Raw genomic sequence first — 17,877 nt, forward strand, 5'->3', positions numbered from 1 at the left:
CTTTTTTTGTTCTCTTTTAGCCAATAGATCAAGCCATTGTTTTTTATTCGTTCCTTTTATGACGGTCACAGCCCCCCGATGTTCCAAATAGAGGAACATTCATCCAAGCGAATCGGCCCTGGTTCGACAGGGAAGCGGTCAGCCCTGCCCTTCGGGCTGCAGCGCCGTCTTCACCTTGCCGGCGAGCTGTTTCAGACTGAAGGGCTTTGGCAGGAAATAAACCTTGGGAAGGGCGGTGATCTCCTTGGCCACCGCTTCCTGCGTATAGCCGGAGATGCAGACGACCGGTAGATCGGGCATGTCCTGTCGCGCGGTCTTGATCAACGTCGCCCCGTCGACTTCGGGCATCATCATGTCCGTGATCAACAGATCGAAGGAATTCTCGGCAAGAATTTCCAGCGCCGCCGCGCCGGTGCGTGCCTCGGTGACGACATAGCCCTTGCTGCGCAACGCCCGGGCGCTGAACAGGCGGACCGGGTCTTCGTCCTCGACCAACAGAATCTCGCCCCCGCCGGTGACGTCGTTCTCGGGTCCGGCGGCGCTGAGATCGTCCTGGATTTCGGTCCCGTGCGGCGCGGCTTCTGGAATATACAGGCGGAAGGTCGTGCCGGTCTCGCCGCTGGTCCGGCTGTCCACCGTGATGAAACCGCCCATCTGCTGAAGACTGCCATAGACCATGGAGAGGCCGAGGCCTGTTCCCTCGCCGATCCCCTTCGTGGTGAAGAAGGGATCGAAGATCCGACCCCGGATATGGTCGGGAATACCGCTGCCCGTGTCGGTGACGGCGATGACAAGGTAACGGCCGGGCGGCGCGGTCTCCCCGCTCAATGGTGTCGGCGCCGTAAACTCCACCATGCTGGTTTCGATGTTCAGCTCGCCGAACCCGTCAATCGCGTCCCGCGCGTTGACCGCCAGGTTGATGACGACCTGTTCCAACTGACTGTGGTCGGCCTTGACCAGGCCGAGATCCCGCCCATGGGTCATCTTCAGGGCCACGCGCTCCCCCAGGACGCGGCGCAGGAGGGACGAGATTTCCGCCAGGATATCGGTGACGTTGGTCAACCGCGGCTGCAACGGCTGCTGGCGCGAGAAGGCCAGCAATTGCCTGACCAGCCGAGCCGCCCGTTTGGCGTTCTGCGTGATCTGCATGACGTCGGCGAAGGTCTGTTCGCCCTGATGATGGCGCTGCAATACAAGGTCGCAGAAGCCGATGATGGCGGTGAGCATGTTGTTGAAGTCGTGCGCGACGCCGCCCGCCAACTGGCCGAGCGCCTGCATCTTCTGCGACTGCGCGAATTGCATTTCCAGCCGTTTCCGTTCGGTCGCGTCCAGCGCATAAACAAGCATGCCGCCGTTTCCGCCCCGGGTTTCGGCGGACCGCGAAACGTGCAGGGTCAGTGTTGCCTCATGCCCCGTATCCGGGGAGACATCGAGCGGCCCCGCCACGCGGCGGCTTTCCAAATCGTCCAGCATCCCGATGATGGCCGGCTTGTCCTCTTCCTTGAAGAGGTCCAGGAAGTTCGTCCCGTTCAAAGACTCCCGGCCGATCAATTGGCGGAAATTGGCGTTCACTTCGCGAACCACCCGGTCGTTGTCCAGCAGAAGCAGACCGAAGGGGGCGTTTTCGAGTGCCCGCGACAGTACCGCCAGCCGGTCGCGCGCCTTGTCTTCCGAGCGCCTGGTCTCCGTGACGTCGCGGATGCGCCAGACGCGCAGCCCCTCGCCGACGGGTACGATCTGAATTTGATACCGCTTGGCATCGTTCCTGGGACCGGGCCCGCTGACTTCCAGAGACCTGGTTGTATCGTCGAGGGCGGCAGTCGCGGCCTCCTCGATGGCGCTCGGCGCCGGGACGCCGTCCGCTGCATCCGAAATCCCCGCCTCCGAGAAGGCGCGGGAAAGAAGCGCGGGAACGGTCGCGCCCGGATCGCCCCCTGTCTCGACACCGCAAAGCGTCAGGAAAGCGGGGTCCAGATAGAGCGGCTTGCCGGACAATCCGTTACCGGGCAATCCGTCACCGGGCAGTTCTTCGACAGCAACGGCCTCGTCCAGCCGTTCCAGGGCCTGCCGCAGGGCCGCCGTATTGGCGGCGGAACGGCCGGCGCGCGCGCCTGTCCCAGCGGCACCGCCCGTGAACAGGACAAACAGACCGAGCCCCGCCATCACGGCGAGCGAGACCGCGAGAGCGGTCAGGTCCGTCCCCGTTCCATAAAGAATGCCGCCAACAGCGGCCATCCCACTTACCCATAGCGCGATCAGAATTGCTTTGCGCCGCACGTCATTCCCCACCCAGAAACAGGACCATCGACCTTATCTATTTTATCTATTTTCCGGCACCGGACATCTTGCCCTTAAGGCGCCAGACGAAACTTATCACCTCGGCAACAGCCTTGTAATGCTCTTCCGGGATCTGCTGATCGAGGTCGCAACTGGCATGCAGGGCACGCGCAAGAGGCGGGTTTTCCACGATCGGAATATCGTGCTCTTCCGCCAGATCGCGGATGCGCTTCGCCACCAGGTCCTGGCCTTTGGCCAGCAAGACCGGGGCTTCCATCTCGTCCGGCTTATAGGCCAGCGCGCAGGCATAGTGCGTCGGGTTGGTGACGACCACGTCCGCGTCGGGAACCGCTTGCATCATGCGGGTCCGCGCCCGTTCCATGCGGATCTGCCGCAGCCGGCTCTTGATCTGCGGATCGCCTTCCTGGTTCTTGAACTCTTCCTTCACTTCCTGCTTGGTCATGCGCAGCTGTTTGCGGTGCTGCATGCGCTGGAAGAAGATATCGAAGACCATGATCGCGAACAGGATCGCGAGCACGCCGGCAAGAATCCGAAGAATCAGGAGAAGGATCTCCGTGAGATGGTCCTCGGATGTCAGGCTGGGCAGAAGGTCCAGCCGGTTGAATTCGGGCATCACCAGAACGACCCCGACCGCGGCCACCACGGCCAGCTTCAGGAAGTTCTTCAGGAACTCCACATAGGTCTTCATCTGGATGTATTTCTTGGCGCCGGCGATCGGATTGATCTTGCTCAGCTTCGGCTTCATCGGTTCGGTCGTGATCAACCAGCCGTTCTGCAGGACATAGCCGGAAGCCGCCAGGATCGCGAACATGATCAACGGCCAGGCCATCACGCCAAGCACTTCCAGCAACATGCGCGTCAGCGACTCACCGAGTTCGGCCGGGCCATAGAGAAAGGCGTGCGGCTGGGCGATGAAGGCGACCAGGATCTCCTTCAGCCGGGTCGCGACAAAGGGCGCCATCAAGGCAAGCATGATCCCTGTGCCGAACAACATGATCCATGTCGGCACTTCGCGGCTGGTCGGCAGCTGCCCTTTCCGCCGGGCATCCGTTAACCGTTTACCGGTCGGTTCTTCTGTTTTTGAGTCGGGATCGTCGTCGCTGGCCAAAGACCCGCCCGTCCTCTACACCACCGCCTGCCCGCCGCTCTTCGCGTTTGACCGGGCTTTCTACCTGGGCGCCGATTTCGGACGCGCCCGGCTTGGCGGCTGTCAGTTGAAACTGATGAACCTGGCCAATCCGTCCGAAAAGTCGCCCAGGAACGCCATCATGATAGCCTGAATAGTGATTAACAGTACGATAAGACCCAATAGAATTTGCAGCGGCATGGCCAGGAAAAACACCTGCAGCTGCGGCATCAGGCGGGCTAGCAGGCCCAACAGGGCATAGAAAACCGTGCCGATGACGATGAAGGGGGAGGCAAGCTTCATCGCCAGTATGAAACTGTCCGCGACACCGCGGGCGATCATCTGCGAGAAATCGCCGACCGCCGGCATCACGCCCGGCTGAAAAACCTGATAGCTCTCGACCAGGCCCGCCAGCATCACGTGGTGCAGTTCGGTCGCAAAAATAAGCAGCGTTCCCAACATGGTCAGCAGCACGGATTGCAGCGAGCCTTGGTCGTCCAGCGCCGGGTTGAACAGCAGCGCGTTGGCGAAGCCGGTGATGACGGCAATGATCATGCCCGCCGTGGCCAGGGCCGCGACCATGATCCGCACCATCGCCCCCAGAAACACCCCGACCAGGATCTCCGCCGAGATCAGCAGGACAATGGCCATGGTGCCCGCCGTCGGAATCGCCGGCACCCTGTCCTGAACGATCGGCGTGACGATGATGCTGAAGGTAAGGGCGAAAAGCAGACGTACCTGCGGCGATATATAGGCCTCGCCGATCGTCGGCAGAATCATGAAAGCCGCGCCGAGACGCACGAATACCATCATCAGCGCGAAGACTTGGATGGCGAGAAGGTCGGCCAACATTTGCGGCGACTGCCTTTCAGGGACCGGTCACGTCAGCCGAGCGAAACGGCCTTGTCCATGACATAGTTCATCAAGTCGGTCAGGACGCTCAACATGTAGGGGATCAGCACCAGCAGCGACGCAAAAACGACCAGGATGCGCGGCACGAAGGTCAGTGTCGCTTCCTGGATCTGCGTCAGTGCCTGAAAAATTGCGATGATCAAGCCGACGACCAACCCGACGATCATGATCGGCGAGGCGACAAGCAAGGTCGCGCGAATGGCTTGAAAAGCGATATCGAGGGCTACGGCTTCATTCATGGTCGCAACGCGTGTCGGGCGCCTTTCCGAATCTGACCTCGTGCATGCTATCCCGATTCAGCGCCCGTCCACCACGGCCGCAGCCGAATGATAGGGCCCAACCGGAAAGCCGTTCAGATCGGCATGCGCAGGATCTGCTGATAGGCACTGATCATTCTGTCGCGGACACGGACGACCGTGTTCAAGGTTGCTTCCGCATGGGAAAGGGCCGTGACGACTTCGGTCAGGTCGGCCCGGCCGGCAATGGCGTCGATCGATAGTCTTTCGGCCGCGCGGTTTGAGTCGACAGCATCCTTGACGCCGGATTTCACCAGGTCGAGGAAGGAGCCGCCCGCGGGCGCATCGCCTTTGGAAGGTGCCGACGGACCGGGCACCGGCGTGGCGTGTGCGCGATAGGCTGCTGCAGCGTCTGCGGGGTTGATTGCCATTTATCTAAAATCCAATCTATTTCCCAACCTAACCGTCCAACCCTTAATCAAGCGTTAACACGCGTCGGTCGTCAGGGACCGCATTTTCGCGGCTCGGGCCCATTTTACGCTATCAGCGCAACAGGTCCAAGGTCGTGGTCACCATCCGCTTGGTGTTTTCAATGACGCTGACATTGGCTTGGTAAGTGCGCTGTGCCTCCAGCATGTCCATCGTCTCGATCAACCCGGTCACGTTCGGCAGCTTGTAGTATCCGTTCTCGTCAGCGGCCGGATGGTTCGGATCGAATTGCAGCTTGAAAGCCGACGGGTCTTCCGTGACCCGACGAACCCGAACCGTATCCACGTCGAGCTGCCGGTCCAATGCATTCTGGAAGGTCACGACCTTCCGACGATACGGATCGCCGCCGGGGGTATCAGCGGTGGAATTCTGGTTGGCGATGTTTTCCGCGATCACGCGAATGCGCGTGCCTTGGGCCCGCATTCCGGAACCGGCTACGAACAGGGCGCCCTGAAGACTGTCTGTCATGATCCTATCCTTTCCCTATCCGTCCGGTCACTGACCGTTGGTGCCGAGCGCGGCCTTATAAAGATCCGTGTATTTCCGGAAGATCCGGGTGGTCAGCTGATAGTCGGCCTGCGTCTGCCCCAGTTTCATGACCTGCTCTTCCATGATCACCGCGTTGTCATCCGGCGTCACTTCGTAGGGATAGCGGTTATCCTGAACCTTGTAGGCGTTTGCGGCGGTCTTGGCGTTGAAGCTGTTCCCGTCGGCCGAAGCCAAGCGCAGGTTCGACTGCGTTTCACGAAGGGCATCGCGGAAATCCAGGGCGCGAAGGTCCTGTGCCTGATAGCCGGGCGTGTTCGCGTTGGCGATGTTCTGGGCCAGGACGCGCTGTCGCTGGGTCAGCCAGCGCATCCGATCTCCTGTCATCAGGAAAAGGGCCGTATCCTGTAACGGCATGGTCTCTCTCCTCAACTCACACGGGCCTCTCCAAACCCGTGAATACCCAAGCAAGCACCGTGCCAGAAGAATTTGCCGTGTCGGGCAAAGCACCAGGAACCGCTTCTAAACTTGGTTATCGATGACAAGTTGAAGCGATTTGAAGAAAAACTCAAATAGAGTTAGAAATATCACTTAAATAATCCCCGAGCTTTAGATCCAAGCCACTACCGCACCCGAATCTTTTTTGTCATTTTCTTTTGCGGATACTTTGATAAGTCAGCAGCATAGTCAGCGGCGGCGAAACTGATATACGCTTGCAGGTATTCGGAATTCGGCTGCGGTAGCGCTTTAAACATGTCCGACGAACAGGAACCCGGCAAAATCATCGACCACAGGGCCGGCGACCCCGGCAACAAGGCGGTCGCGCTTTCCCGGGGGGCGGATGGCGACGACAAGGCCCCGACCGTCCTGGCGAGCGGGACGGGTTTCTTGGCCGACCGAATCGTAGAAGAAGCTTTTCGGGCCGGCGTCGCGGTCCGCACCGACGCAGACCTAGTTGAAATCCTCTCCGCAACCGAAGTTGGCGAGGAAATACCGATCGAGGCCTTTATCGCCGTGGCGGAAATCCTGCGTTACGTTTACGAACGCAACCAGCGCACGTCCCGGGCGGAGGCAACGGCCCGGGATGAAGATGTCGCGGCCATAATCGGCCATCCAGAATTGTGAGGGGAGCCATGCATAAAGATCAAGTCGAGCTCGAATTGAGGCTCCTGATCGAGGAAGTGACGAAGGGCCACGAAAAGCTGCTGGCCGGCGAGGATTTCGGACTCCAAGGCATCAGCCGGCGGATCGATGCCGCATGCCAGGCCGCCCTGGCCCTGCCGAATGAGGAAGTGGTGGAGATGCACCCCCTGATGCAGGAATTGCGAACCCGCCTCCAGGACTTTTCCGCCCATCTAAACGAAGCGATGGAGCGTGCCGGAATGCCGACGTCCGGAGCACAGCCGGACAACGCCCAATCGGAAGACAGCCACAACAGTGACGACGAAGGCCGTTCCGACGGCTGACACGGTGCGAATCGGATAAACTCGGTTCCTTGAGGTTGCCGGTCCGATAGACGGAACGGTGCCCCTAAGGGTTCGGGCCGGGATATCCCCTTTCCTTATCTTCGGATCCGCCCCGCGTTCTGTTTCCGATCGGGGTCCAACGCCAATGGGCGAGATATTCGATTTCGCAAGCTATCTGCGGTTCGTTGCCGCACTGGCCTTTGTCCTCGGCCTTATCCTGGTCGCCGCACATGTGGCGAAAAAGGTGATGGCGGGACGGGCATATGCCGGGCCACGCGCCCAAGGACGCAGACTGGGAATCGTCGAGGTTCTTACGATGGACACCCGGCACCGCCTGTTTCTGATCCGGCGTGACGGCGTCGAACATCTGGTGATGACCGGGCCGGATGGCGCGCTGTTGATCGAAAACGGCATCGACGGACTGGCTTCCGACAAGGAATTCGGCCCTGTTCAACAGAGCGATGCCCCCGTATCGCCGCTTCACGGCGACCCCGCCGCACCGCCCGCCCAGAATGCGGCGCTTCGGAAGGTGGCCAGCCTGTTCGGAGACCGGCGCGCATGAAAAGTTTCGGCCGGCGGCCCATCAGTTTGAGCGGTTTTTCACCCCGATCCCGAAAGGCATTGATTTGGGGCGCGGGCCTGCTGACGGCCCTGGCCTTCGGCCTTTGGACCGTTCCCTCGCTTGCCCAATCCCTGAACATCGATATCGGCGAAGGGGGCTCCGTTACCGGCAGGCTGATCCAACTCGTCGTTCTGATGACGGTGATCTCGCTGGCGCCGTCGGCGCTGGTGATGGTGACCTCCTTCACGCGATTGGTGATCGTGCTGTCCCTGCTGCGGACGGCGCTCGGCACACAGCAAAGTCCGCCGAACACGGTGATGATCAGCCTGGCCCTGTTTCTCACCTTCTTCATTATGCAGCCCGCCTTCGACCAGGCCTATACGACCGGGATCGAGCCGCTGATCGCGGAAGAAATATCGGAGGAAGTCGCCTTCGAAAGGTCGATGGAACCCTTCCACGCCTTCATGATGCGCCACGTCCGGCAGAAGGATCTGGCGCTGATGATGGATATCGGTCAGATCACCGAGGTGGAGGCGCCGGAGGACACGCCGCTGCGAGCGTTGATACCGGCCTTCATGATTTCCGAATTGCGGCGGGCCTTCGAAATCGGCTTTCTCGTTTTCGTCCCCTTCCTGGTGATCGACATGGTTGTCGCCTCGGTCCTGATGTCGATGGGGATGATGATGTTGCCGCCGGTAATGATTGCCTTGCCGTTCAAGCTGATCTTCTTCGTGCTCGTGGACGGCTGGTACCTGGTGGTCGGTAGTCTGGTACAAAGCTTCCAGCCGGTTTGACGGCGACAGGTGGAGTCCGCCCGGCGCCGACGAAGCCGATCAGTGATCGCTGGGCGCGACGAAATTCTCGGACAATCCCGTGTCGTAGTCCAAGCCCGCCGCGGTGATCGTCACCGGCGGTCCGCCCCGCGCCAGCCCCTTACGCGCAAGCGCAGCCCAAACACCCATGTTCGAAAACCCGCTGATATCGCGCGCCGACACCACATAGGGACCGATATGGACATGATCGCCATGCGGCGCAGGCAGGGACGGCAGCATGACATCGCCCGTCTCCGGGTCCTGCATCCCTTGTCCGGCTTCCTTGATGAGAACCTGGACCAGAGCCAAGGTGCGAAGCTGAAGCTTGTTCAGTTTAAGGGGGTTGTTGCGCGGCGCCATGACGAAAACGAACCATTGTTGTTGCCTGATTGCGGCATCGCTAGCGCAGATTGACCGGTTCGGCAAATGTCGCGCCATCGCCGTCCCTTTCCCGCCAATCGGCGCGCAGCCGCGAATGCGCTCACCTGCCCGCGGAGGCAAAGGTCCCCGACACGCTCGGGATATCGGCGTATCCATTCAGGATAAGCAGCGTATCCACCGTCTGCCCGTCCTTCGCCAGGGGATAATAGACCCGCTCGCTATCGATGAAACTCCGGTCCGGATGCGGCATCGGAAAACGATCGTAAATCGGATGCCGGGTCTCGACGCAGGCCAACATATTGATGCGAATTCGGTCGACAACATCCGGAAGAACCGCCTCTTCAATGAACTTGCCGGCAATGAAGCGTCCCGCCCGGCGGTTCTGTTCGCCGCCCACCAGACGGAATTTGAACCGCGTTTCCTCGCCCTGCACGACGTCGACCAGGTTCACGAACGGCATCTGATCCGGAAAAAGCGTCGGGTCCACGTCTTTCTTCGACGCCAAGCCATTCGGATTAAGCGAATGGAGGTAATCCCGCATCCAGATGTATTTGGGATCGAGGGCGGTCAGCACCGTGTCATCGGCGATTGTAGGTTCGTGCTTCACCGTTCTTACCGTCTCCCTGCGACAGCGCGGATCATCCGCGCCTCAGCATCGGAACAAGCAGTTCGCCCCACCCTTTTCTATCAAGTATTTAACCCGGCTTTTTTGCCTTTCCACCACGTTAGCCACCCCCCATTCCGTTATCAAGGGTTTCCGATTCTCATCCGAGCGCGCGTATCGGTTGCATCCGCTTATTGTAAACCGAGATTTCCCACCGATTGCGCGAGACGTCAAAAATGAAGAACGCCCTCCGGAGACCGGAGGGCGCCCTTCGACGGATCTGCGCCAGCGAGAGGAGAGACGAGAGAGAGGAGAGTGCGGGCGCAAATCCAAACCGGATCTTTTTGCCAAAGCGCTACGGCCTTTGCGCGGCCATGCGCTTTGAACCTTTCGACCTCTCCTCCGGATGTCGGGGAACGTATCCGCGGATACGCCTCGTCCCTCCTGACCGTTGTCGCCGAAAGGCTGGATGGTTATGTCTTCGTAGCGGTGATCCCTTCTGTAATTTCCGCGATCCGGTTGAACCCGCGCCGCCTTAGAACGGCAGGATGATGTCGACGATCTGCGAGCCGTATCGCGGCTGCTGGACGTCGGTAATGTGGCCCCGTCCGCCGTAGGCCAACCTGGCTTCGGCGATCTGGTCGTAGTTGACGGTATTGTTGTTGGTGACGTCTTGCGGCCGGATCACGCCGGCGATCTGCAATTCGCGCACCTCGTAGTTCACCCGCGTTTCCTGGCGACCGTGAATGACCAGGTTGCCGTTTGGCAGGATCTGCGTGACCACCGCAGCAATCCGCAATTCGATGGTTTCCTCACGCTCGATCGAACCGGTGCCCTGGTTGCTGGTATTGCTGTCGGTCGCGAAAATGTCCGGCGGGTTCACGGCTTCCGGCAGGATCGTATCCAATGCCGCCTCGTATCCCAGCAGGGCATCGATCCCCAGGCTTTCGTTATTCGTACGCGACCGCGTGGTGGTGTTCTCCAATTCGGCATTGTCGTCGATATCGATCAGGATGGTCACGATGTCGCCGACCTGGTTCGCGCGGAGATCCTTGAAGAAGGCGCGTGAACCGGGACGCCACAAGGAATTCGGACGCGGCGTGGCGACCGTCGGCTGCGGCATCGGCATGCTGACGGGCTGGTATTCCGGCGTATGCGTCGGGTTCTTGATTTCCGACAGCCGCGGTTCGTCACCGACCTGGGCCAGTCGGCTCAGGGCGTTGCACCCGGCCAACATGGTTCCCGCCAGCAGCACGGCGCAGAGGCGCATACCGGTTCGCTGTAACTGTTTCCGCTCGACCTGTCTTTTCATGGTCATTCTCCTGAAGGCGTTCTGCCCCAAACCCTTTCTCGCGTCTTTCGTCTTTGTCCTATTGCAGGGCTACCTGGCTCGGCAGCGACACGGCCGCTTCACCGGCACCGGTAACCACCGCTTCGAACACCCTGTTGCTCTGCATGTTCTGGATCCGGATCACGTCATCCAGACCGCCGGATTCCATGGCCCGGCCGCGCGCCGTCAGCACCATGTTCCGGGCTTCCAATTTTACCGTAACCAGTCCGCCCTTCTTCACGAGCACCGGCGGCTGCACCGCATTTGCCCCGACCGCGCGGCCCATGGCCAAAGTCTGTTTTGCGCTTAATCCAACCAGATCGGCCGGATCGACGATGGTGTTGGCGGCCAGCGCGCTGCGGCGCATTTCGACCATTTCCAAATCGCGCGCGCCGACGATATCGCCGCGCAGGATGCGCCGCGCCGGTACCGGCACTTCAACCAGGCGATGAACCTGGCCGGAGACGGCCACCCGAACCGCATGGGGATGCTGCGCCGGTGCCACGACGAAGGCGGAGAACCGATCGGTGCGCGGATCCACTTGCAATTGGCTGATCCCGACCGTGGCCGGCTTGTCCTTCGGCACGTTCAAGGAAAGCAGACGGTTGTCCAGCTGCAGTTCCAGGCGCTCGCCCGCCAAATCGTCGTTCCGAAGGATGATCGCGTTGAGCAATTCGTTCGTGATCCTTTCCGATGGGATCACATGCGCCAAACGGGTCACGGTGGCCAGGTCGTAACGAGAGGTCGGCCGCCAATCCAGGCCGAAGGCACGCGCGACGCGGCCCAGCCATCGGGCTTCCAGTGTCGCGGTCTGTCCGGGAGACGGCGCCCGCGCGATGACGCGGTCGGCATACGGACCGGCATTCTCGAACACGTCGCCGAGGGTGACACCATCGCCGGCGATACGGATATCCGTTATCAGCCGCGCCGGCTTCGCGATCGCCGTTTTGGTTTCCGCCGCATCGGCATTCCAGGCGGTGGCCGCGACAGCGACGGAGAAGGCCGCGAGACCGAACACCGCTGCGCGCAGCGTTGCCTGCCAGGCCGGTTTCCACCGGGATGCGTTTTCCGTTCGTATCGTCATCGACATCGCTGTCACCGTATTTCCTAGTTTCCTACCCAGCCGATCAGCGGATGTTGGACACCGTCTGCATCATCTGGTCCGAGGTCTCGATAACCTTCGAGTTCATTTCATAGGCACGCTGGGCGGAAATCAGATTGGTGATTTCCTCGACCACGTTGACGTTCGAGGTCTCCAGGAACCCCTGCTGCAGCGTGCCGAAACCGGTTGAGCCCGGGGTGCCGGTCACCGGCGTGCCCGATGCTGGCGTTTCCAGGAACAGGTTGTCGCCCACGGCGATCAGGCCGGCTTCGTTCGGGAAGGTCGCAAGCTGGAACTGTCCGACATTCTGGGGGGCGGTCTGACCGTCCAGGCTGACCAGGACTTCACCGCTGGCATTGATCGAGATATCGATCGCGTTCTGCGGGACCGTAAGACCCGGGTCGACCGTGAAGCCGTCCACCGTCACGATCTGGCCGTCCGCATCCAACTGCATGGAACCGGCCCGCGTATAAGCCGTGTCGCCGTTCGGAAGCGTGATCTGAAAATAGCCGTTGCCGTTGATCGCAACGTCCAAGGGATTTTCGGTGAGCGACAGGTTGCCCTGCTCGGTGATCCGGTAGACCGCAGCCGTGCGCACGCCGAGGCCGACCTGCACGCCGGCGGGAACGATCGTGCCTGCATCGGAGGAATTGGACCCGACACGCCGCAGATTCTGATACAGCAGATCCTGGAACTCGGCCCGCCGCCGCTGGAACGCCGTCGTGTTCAAGTTGGCGATGTTGTGGGAGATCACTTCGACATTGAGCTGCTGTGCCAGCATCCCCGTCGCACCGATTGATAGAGATCTCATTTATCCAACTCCTACTGTCTATTTCGTCGCCGCGTTCCGCGCCTTGCCTGTGACGGCCCGGCCCTATCGAGCCGTCCCGCGCCGTCAGGCCGTCGCCCGCGTCAATTTGTCGATCATGTCGCGCATCCGCCGATCTTCCTGATCCAGGAATTTCTTGACCCGCTGATGGTCCCGGGAAATCCGCATCATGTTGGTCAGTTCCAGCACCGCCTCGACATTGGAGTCTTCCAGGCTGCCCTGAATGATCTTCGGGTTGGCGACATCGACAGGGTCTTCCTGCGCGGTGAACATACCGTTCGCCGCCCGCCTCAATTCCTCTGGATTCTCGAACCGCACGATCCGCAACTGGCCCAGTTGGCCGTTATTGCCGGAAATAACACCGTCGCCCGAGATGCTGAGGTCGGTTTCGCCCGGCGGAATGACGATCGGCCCGGCTTCCCCTTGTACCGGCTCACCGGTTCCGGTGATCAGCGTGCCGTCCGCGTCCAACTGGAACCGGCCATGCCGCGTGTAGCGGTCGCCCAATTCGGTATCGACGACGAAATAGCCGTCACCGCTGATCGCGACATCCAAGGGATTCCCGGTTTGCCGGATCGGTCCTTCGTCCAACACCCGGTACTGTCCGAGGTCCTGGACATAGGAAAGTCCGGGGGCGCGCCGCTGCGTGTCCATCAGGAATTCCCGGAACACCAATTTTTCCGCCTTGTAGGACGGGGTGTTCACGTTGGCGAGGTTGTTCGCCGTGATGTCCATTTCCCGTTCCAGGGTCGCTTGACGCGACATCGCAATATAGACGGAGTTCTCCATGACTCTATCCTCTCAACACAAACCCCATACCGCGTTGCGGCACTCTCATCGGGGATTGGCACTCTGCACTTCTCTCTCGCCGCCCTAGGGAGCAAAGGGCGTGCCAAAGATGCCAAGCCGCAGATTTCCGGGGTTTTCGGACCTGGCGGGCGGGCGCGTCAACGGTGCAAGGATGGGGGGCGGGCCCGGTAAATGCCGCCTTCGACGAGGCTACCGGGCACAATTTGCCCGAAGGCTTGAACGGAAACGCCGCATCACGGCATTCTCACGCGCCGTCGGAATACTTCGCGGCGCTTTAGATGGTATTACAGGGCGTCCTCTTTAACGGGATCTTTACCCGGCTTTGCGATTATTTGCTTTGTTTGTAGAGTTGCGCGGTTTCCTTTAGGCTTACTGGGTAATTCGTGGTGGGTTGTAAGTTGCCGGGCATCCGGCGGCGGTGCCGAAGTGGGAAAACCGGCTCCGCGCGGTTGCCCACCCAAATTTGTCGTCGAAGGGATGGTTCATGCCAGGCCCCGGACAGGCATGCTGATTTAGACGAAAATCGGGCGGAAGTGTTTGGCCATGAGCGAAGAAGTCGAAGACGGCGAAGGCGAAGAGGGCGGCAAGAAGAAGGTCGGCGGAAAGAAGCTGGTCCTGTTCATCGTCCTGCCGATCCTGATCCTGGTCGGTGCCGGGGTCGGTCTGTTTTTCAGCGGCATGCTGGACCCGTTGCTCGGCGGTGAGGAAACAGAGGAAGCCGCTGGCGACGGTAGCGGCGAAGCCGGCGCCGAGGGACCGGCCGTGGCGACCCCCGGCTTCTACCTGGAAGTTCCGGAAATGCTCGTTTCCCTGCGCTCGTCGGGACGCAAGCAGCAGATCCTGAAACTGCGGATCAGCCTGGAGCTCGCCGGTCCGGAAGACCAGCCGGCCATCGACGCGTTCATGCCGAAGATCGTCGATAATTTCCAAGTCTTCCTGCGCGAATTGCGCGTCGAGGAGTTGGAGGGGAGCCAAGGCCTCTATAGGATCAAGGAAGAGATGCTGGCGCGGGTCAACCAGGCCGCGCATCCCGTGAAGGTCAAGGATGTCCTGATCGGAGACATGCTGATTCAATAGAGCCTATTCAGCAGGGCCCTTTTAGCAGGGCCCATTTAGCGGGTCTGGGGCAGCGGATGCGCCGCAAAACGCCCGACTTGGCCCGTTTGTTGCGGGGAAACCGCCGAACGGACCGTGAATGATTTGAACCGAGTGGTTTGAAGATGAGTGACGAAGACGATATCGCCCGTGAAATGGAGGCCATGTCCGAAGAAGGCGGGGCCGAGGACGATGCGCTTGCCGAAGAATGGGCGGCGATGGCCGACGACGATGATGATATCGGCGGCGGTGGCTCGGCGCGGGTTCTGAATCAGGACGAAATCGACAGTCTGCTCGGCTTCCAGGAAGGCGACGACGACGGTTCCCAATCGGGTATCGAAGCCATCATCGACAGCGGCATGGTGTCCTATGAACGCCTGCCGATGCTGGAAATCGTGTATGACCGCCTGGTCCGCATGATGTCCACCAGCCTGCGTAACTTTACGTCCGACAACGTCGAAGTCAGCCTGGACAACATCACGTCCATCCGGTTCGGCGACTATCTGAACTCGATTCCGCTTCCGGCCATGCTGACGGTCTTCAAGGCGGAGGAATGGGACAATTACGGACTGATCACGGTCGACAGTTCGCTGATCTATTCCATCGTCGACGTGCTGCTCGGCGGACGCCGAGGGACCGCGGCGATGCGAATCGAAGGCCGCCCCTACACCACCATCGAACGAAACCTGGTGGAGCGGATGATCAATGTCGTCTTGGCGGATCTGTCCGCCGCGTTCGACCCGCTCTCCTCCGTTACGATGCGGTTCGACCGGTTGGAAACGAATCCGCGTTTCGCAACCATCGCCCGCCCCGCCAATGCGGCAATTCTGGCCCGCCTGCGGATCGACATGGAAGACCGCGGCGGCCGATTGGAGCTGATGCTTCCCTACGCGACGCTGGAACCGGTTCGCGAATTGCTGCTGCAGATGTTCATGGGCGAGAAATTCGGCCGTGACTCGATCTGGGAAAACCACCTGGCCACGGAACTCTGGTTCACCGATGTGCCGATCGAAGTCGTGCTGGATGAAATGCAATCGACCCTGGGTCATGTTCTGGAATGGGAAAGGGGCACTTTCCTGCCGCTTTCCGCCACGCCGCGGTCCGAAGTGACCCTGCGCTGCGGGGCCGTGCCCATGTTCACCGGGCATATGGGGCAAAAATCGGGTAATATAGCGGTCAAGATCGAAGGGAAGGCGGAGGTCGATACATGATCCTACCCGAACTGTCGCTGGTGCTGGACATCCTGATCGCGTGTCTGCTGGTGGCGGTAATCGTTTATGCCTTGCGCTTGAACAAGAACCTGTCCGTCCTGCAGCAGAGCAAGAGCGAGCTGGAAAAGATGCTGGCCGGCTTCACCGAGTCCACGGAGAAGGCGGAACAGGCGATCCAGCGGGTCAAGGATGCGTCGACGCAGAATCGCGACTCCCTGAACAAGCTGTTGGGTGAAGCGGAAACCCTGCGCGAGGACTTGGCCTATATGATCGACCGGGGCAGCAGCCTGGCGGACAAGCTGGAAGGCGGGCTTGCCCAGCATCGCGGCGGCTCCGATCAGAATGCCGGTGAACACGAAGACGATATAGAAACCGCCATGCGGGCGGCGCGCGAGACCGCCTCGGTCACGGGCAGAGGCGCGCGCAAGTCGCTGGCGGCAAAGCCGGAAGACCGCGCCGCGAAGGGCGCCGGTGGAACGGCCGGGACGAATTTGCCGGCCACGGCCGGTAGGGAAGCCAAGGGCGGCACCGACCCGGGGACGGAAGATACCGGCAAGGCGAAGTCAAAATCCGCGTTGCTGCGGGCGTTGCAAGGAATGCGTTAGGGACCCCATATCAATGTGGGTTCGCAACGCGCAGAGATGTAGAGAATGAGATCAGGCTTCAGAATCCTGCCGATTACGATTTTTGTCGCCGCGGTCATGCTGTCCGTGAAAATCGGCGACATCTGGCAGGCCGTCAGCGAAGGCAAGCCCCTGGCCGGGGTGCCGGTAGAGACCCAGCGGGCGCTCGCGCAGAACAATGCGGAGCCGCCGGCAACGGATAGCGGATCCAGCGGTTTCGACACATTCAACGATGAACTTCCGGAAGGGTCCGTCGCGGCGGAAACCACGGAGGAGGACGACAAACTGTCGGATCTCTCCTCCTTGTCGCCTGGTGAAATCCGCTTGCTGTACGACTTGTCCAACCGTCGGGACGATATTGCGTTCAAGGAGCGCGAGCTTTCCGAGCGTGAAGCGCTTCTGCGTGCCGCCGAAGAGCAGTTGCTGGTCAAACAGCAGCAATTGGAGAGAATTCGGGAGGAAATCCGCGGACTGGTCCAGGAATACGACAAGGAACAGGATGCCGATCAGGAGCGGCTGCGGAACATCTATTCCGCCATGAAGCCCAAATCGGCGGCGGCGATCTTCAACGAGTTGGAGTTGGAAACCCTCGTCGGCGTGCTGCGCGGCATGAGTGCCCGCAAGGTTGCGCCGATCATCGCGGCCATGTCGCCGGACCGCGCCCGCATCCTGACGCGCGAACTGGCGGAACGAACCGACCTGCCGCAATTGCCGAATTGACAGTCATTGCCCCAACCGCTCGAGCATGGCCGAAATAATTGGGCCAAATGGTCCAATGAAGAATTGACCGGTCATTTAGAGAGTCTTAACTAAATCCTGCGATTGTCTGGGGAGGAACACGGGGCTGGGCTCGCATTTGTTCTGATAAACTGAGGGATCCCGGCACAGTAGGCTTTGGCAATTTCGTTCTTGGTTTGGAATGAATTTGTCAATTTCAGCTTGATCTTAAACGGGACGCGAACGGACGGAGTGGTTGCATGGCTGTCGATCTGAACATGCAGGTCTTAATTGTCGATGACTACAAGACGATGCTGAGGATTATTCGAAACCTCCTCAAGCAACTCGGCTTCAACAACGTCGATGAAGCTATGGACGGTAGCGAAGCGCTGCAAAAATTGCGCGCGAAGGATTATGGCCTGGTCATTTCCGACTGGAACATGGAACCGATGACGGGCATTCAGCTTCTGCGTGAAGTCCGCGCGGACAAGCGGATGCAGAATCTGCCGTTCATCATGATCACCGCGGAAAGCAAGACGGAAAACGTCATTGCCGCGAAGCAGGCCGGTGTCAGCAATTACATCGTGAAGCCGTTCAACGCCGCGACATTGAAGCAAAAACTGACCAGCGTGCTGGGTCCTTTCTAAGCCATATCGCGTTTGCGCGGCGGTCTTGCGGGCCAACCGCACCGTCGCGCGCCACCGCGATATATGCTGCCGATTGCCGACCGGCGCCCAAAGACGATCCACAAACCGCATAGCCTGTGGATTTTGGCGCGGAATCAACGA

22 protein-coding genes are annotated in these 17,877 nt (G+C 60.3%); 9 read left to right on the forward strand and 13 right to left on the reverse strand.

Annotation, left to right across the window (positions count from 1 at the left end; all coding sequences use genetic code 11):
• Nucleotides 1-138 precede the first annotated feature (138 nt).
• The 7 genes from ACQK2G_RS15710 to flgB form a co-directional block, all read right to left on the reverse strand.
• Nucleotides 139-2,277, reverse strand: coding sequence for a response regulator (locus ACQK2G_RS15710; RefSeq protein ID WP_425405981.1), 2,139 nt, complete (start codon nucleotides 2,275-2,277; stop codon nucleotides 139-141).
• A gap of 46 nt (nucleotides 2,278-2,323) precedes the next feature.
• Entirely contained in the window at nucleotides 2,324-3,406 is a 1,083-nt protein-coding gene (gene flhB / locus ACQK2G_RS15715) for a flagellar biosynthesis protein FlhB (RefSeq protein WP_425405982.1), read from the reverse strand.
• Between the two features lie 102 nt (nucleotides 3,407-3,508).
• Nucleotides 3,509-4,276, reverse strand: a complete 768-nt coding sequence (locus tag ACQK2G_RS15720; protein WP_425405983.1) for a flagellar biosynthetic protein FliR — start codon at nucleotides 4,274-4,276, stop codon at nucleotides 3,509-3,511.
• A 32-nt stretch (nucleotides 4,277-4,308) separates the two neighbouring features.
• A complete protein-coding gene (gene fliQ / locus ACQK2G_RS15725; protein ID WP_425405984.1) occupies nucleotides 4,309-4,575 on the reverse strand; it encodes a flagellar biosynthesis protein FliQ in 267 nt (88 codons plus the stop codon).
• 113 nt (nucleotides 4,576-4,688) lie between these two features.
• Nucleotides 4,689-5,003: a flagellar hook-basal body complex protein FliE gene (locus ACQK2G_RS15730; RefSeq protein WP_425405985.1), complete on the reverse strand. Its 315-nt coding sequence runs from the start codon at nucleotides 5,001-5,003 to the stop codon at nucleotides 4,689-4,691.
• Nucleotides 5,004-5,115: 112 nt separating this feature from the next.
• Nucleotides 5,116-5,529 carry a flagellar basal body rod protein FlgC gene (gene flgC, locus ACQK2G_RS15735; RefSeq protein ID WP_425405986.1) on the reverse strand — a complete coding sequence of 138 codons (414 nt, stop codon included), beginning with the start codon at nucleotides 5,527-5,529 and terminating at the stop codon, nucleotides 5,116-5,118.
• 27 nt (nucleotides 5,530-5,556) lie between these two features.
• Nucleotides 5,557-5,964: a flagellar basal body rod protein FlgB gene (gene flgB / locus ACQK2G_RS15740; RefSeq protein ID WP_425405987.1), complete on the reverse strand. Its 408-nt coding sequence runs from the start codon at nucleotides 5,962-5,964 to the stop codon at nucleotides 5,557-5,559.
• 336 nt (nucleotides 5,965-6,300) lie between these two features.
• On the opposite strand from flgB, the gene ACQK2G_RS15745 reads away from it, so the two are divergent.
• The 4 genes from ACQK2G_RS15745 to fliP all read left to right on the forward strand — a co-directional run bounded on the left by ACQK2G_RS15745 (nucleotide 6,301) and on the right by fliP (nucleotide 8,369).
• A complete protein-coding gene (locus ACQK2G_RS15745; protein ID WP_425405988.1) occupies nucleotides 6,301-6,672 on the forward strand; it encodes an EscU/YscU/HrcU family type III secretion system export apparatus switch protein in 372 nt (123 codons plus the stop codon).
• An 8-nt stretch (nucleotides 6,673-6,680) separates the two neighbouring features.
• The gene (locus ACQK2G_RS15750; RefSeq protein WP_425405989.1) at nucleotides 6,681-7,013 is read left to right on the forward strand and encodes a hypothetical protein; all 333 of its coding nucleotides are present in this window, start codon (nucleotides 6,681-6,683) and stop codon (nucleotides 7,011-7,013) included.
• A gap of 145 nt (nucleotides 7,014-7,158) precedes the next feature.
• A complete protein-coding gene (locus ACQK2G_RS15755) occupies nucleotides 7,159-7,575 on the forward strand; it encodes a FliO/MopB family protein (protein ID WP_425405990.1) in 417 nt (138 codons plus the stop codon).
• Entirely contained in the window at nucleotides 7,572-8,369 is a 798-nt protein-coding gene (gene fliP, locus ACQK2G_RS15760) for a flagellar type III secretion system pore protein FliP (protein WP_425405991.1), read from the forward strand. The genes ACQK2G_RS15755 and fliP overlap by 4 nt, the downstream gene beginning before the upstream one ends.
• 39 nt (nucleotides 8,370-8,408) lie before the next feature.
• Here fliP and ACQK2G_RS15765 read toward each other — a convergent pair whose 3' ends face one another.
• The 6 genes from ACQK2G_RS15765 to flgF form a co-directional block, all read right to left on the reverse strand.
• On the reverse strand, nucleotides 8,409-8,825 hold the full coding sequence (locus tag ACQK2G_RS15765) for a hypothetical protein (protein WP_425405992.1): 417 nt from the start codon (nucleotides 8,823-8,825) through the stop codon (nucleotides 8,409-8,411).
• Between the two features lie 43 nt (nucleotides 8,826-8,868).
• Nucleotides 8,869-9,375, reverse strand: coding sequence for a hypothetical protein (locus ACQK2G_RS15770; RefSeq protein WP_425405993.1), 507 nt, complete (start codon nucleotides 9,373-9,375; stop codon nucleotides 8,869-8,871).
• Nucleotides 9,376-9,907: 532 nt separating this feature from the next.
• The gene (gene flgH / locus ACQK2G_RS15775; protein ID WP_425405994.1) at nucleotides 9,908-10,684 is read right to left on the reverse strand and encodes a flagellar basal body L-ring protein FlgH; all 777 of its coding nucleotides are present in this window, start codon (nucleotides 10,682-10,684) and stop codon (nucleotides 9,908-9,910) included.
• Between the two features lie 58 nt (nucleotides 10,685-10,742).
• Entirely contained in the window at nucleotides 10,743-11,792 is a 1,050-nt protein-coding gene (gene flgA, locus ACQK2G_RS15780) for a flagellar basal body P-ring formation chaperone FlgA (RefSeq protein ID WP_425407653.1), read from the reverse strand.
• A 37-nt stretch (nucleotides 11,793-11,829) separates the two neighbouring features.
• Nucleotides 11,830-12,615 carry a flagellar basal-body rod protein FlgG gene (gene flgG / locus ACQK2G_RS15785; RefSeq protein WP_425405995.1) on the reverse strand — a complete coding sequence of 262 codons (786 nt, stop codon included), beginning with the start codon at nucleotides 12,613-12,615 and terminating at the stop codon, nucleotides 11,830-11,832.
• 84 nt (nucleotides 12,616-12,699) lie between these two features.
• Nucleotides 12,700-13,422, reverse strand: a complete 723-nt coding sequence (gene flgF, locus ACQK2G_RS15790; RefSeq protein ID WP_425405996.1) for a flagellar basal-body rod protein FlgF — start codon at nucleotides 13,420-13,422, stop codon at nucleotides 12,700-12,702.
• Nucleotides 13,423-13,986: 564 nt separating this feature from the next.
• Here flgF and ACQK2G_RS15795 point away from each other — a divergent pair.
• The 5 genes from ACQK2G_RS15795 (at nucleotide 13,987) to ACQK2G_RS15815 (ending at nucleotide 17,736) form a co-directional block, all read left to right on the forward strand.
• Nucleotides 13,987-14,520 (forward strand): flagellar basal body-associated FliL family protein, encoded by a 534-nt coding sequence (locus tag ACQK2G_RS15795; RefSeq protein ID WP_425405997.1) that lies wholly within the window; start codon nucleotides 13,987-13,989, stop codon nucleotides 14,518-14,520.
• Nucleotides 14,521-14,663: 143 nt separating this feature from the next.
• Nucleotides 14,664-15,749: a flagellar motor switch protein FliM gene (fliM, locus tag ACQK2G_RS15800; protein ID WP_425405998.1), complete on the forward strand. Its 1,086-nt coding sequence runs from the start codon at nucleotides 14,664-14,666 to the stop codon at nucleotides 15,747-15,749.
• Nucleotides 15,746-16,354: a DUF6468 domain-containing protein gene (locus tag ACQK2G_RS15805; protein WP_425405999.1), complete on the forward strand. Its 609-nt coding sequence runs from the start codon at nucleotides 15,746-15,748 to the stop codon at nucleotides 16,352-16,354. Before fliM ends, ACQK2G_RS15805 begins: the two co-directional genes overlap by 4 nt.
• A gap of 45 nt (nucleotides 16,355-16,399) precedes the next feature.
• Complete coding sequence (locus tag ACQK2G_RS15810) at nucleotides 16,400-17,092, forward strand: MotE family protein (RefSeq protein WP_425406000.1); 693 nt, start codon at nucleotides 16,400-16,402, stop codon at nucleotides 17,090-17,092.
• Between the two features lie 257 nt (nucleotides 17,093-17,349).
• Nucleotides 17,350-17,736 carry a chemotaxis response regulator CheY gene (locus ACQK2G_RS15815; RefSeq protein WP_425406001.1) on the forward strand — a complete coding sequence of 129 codons (387 nt, stop codon included), beginning with the start codon at nucleotides 17,350-17,352 and terminating at the stop codon, nucleotides 17,734-17,736.
• Nucleotides 17,737-17,877: the final 141 nt, after the last annotated feature.

This window comes from Hwanghaeella sp., from assembly GCF_965227365.1.
In the GTDB taxonomy this organism is placed as follows: domain Bacteria; phylum Pseudomonadota; class Alphaproteobacteria; order UBA8366; family Aestuariispiraceae; genus Hwanghaeella.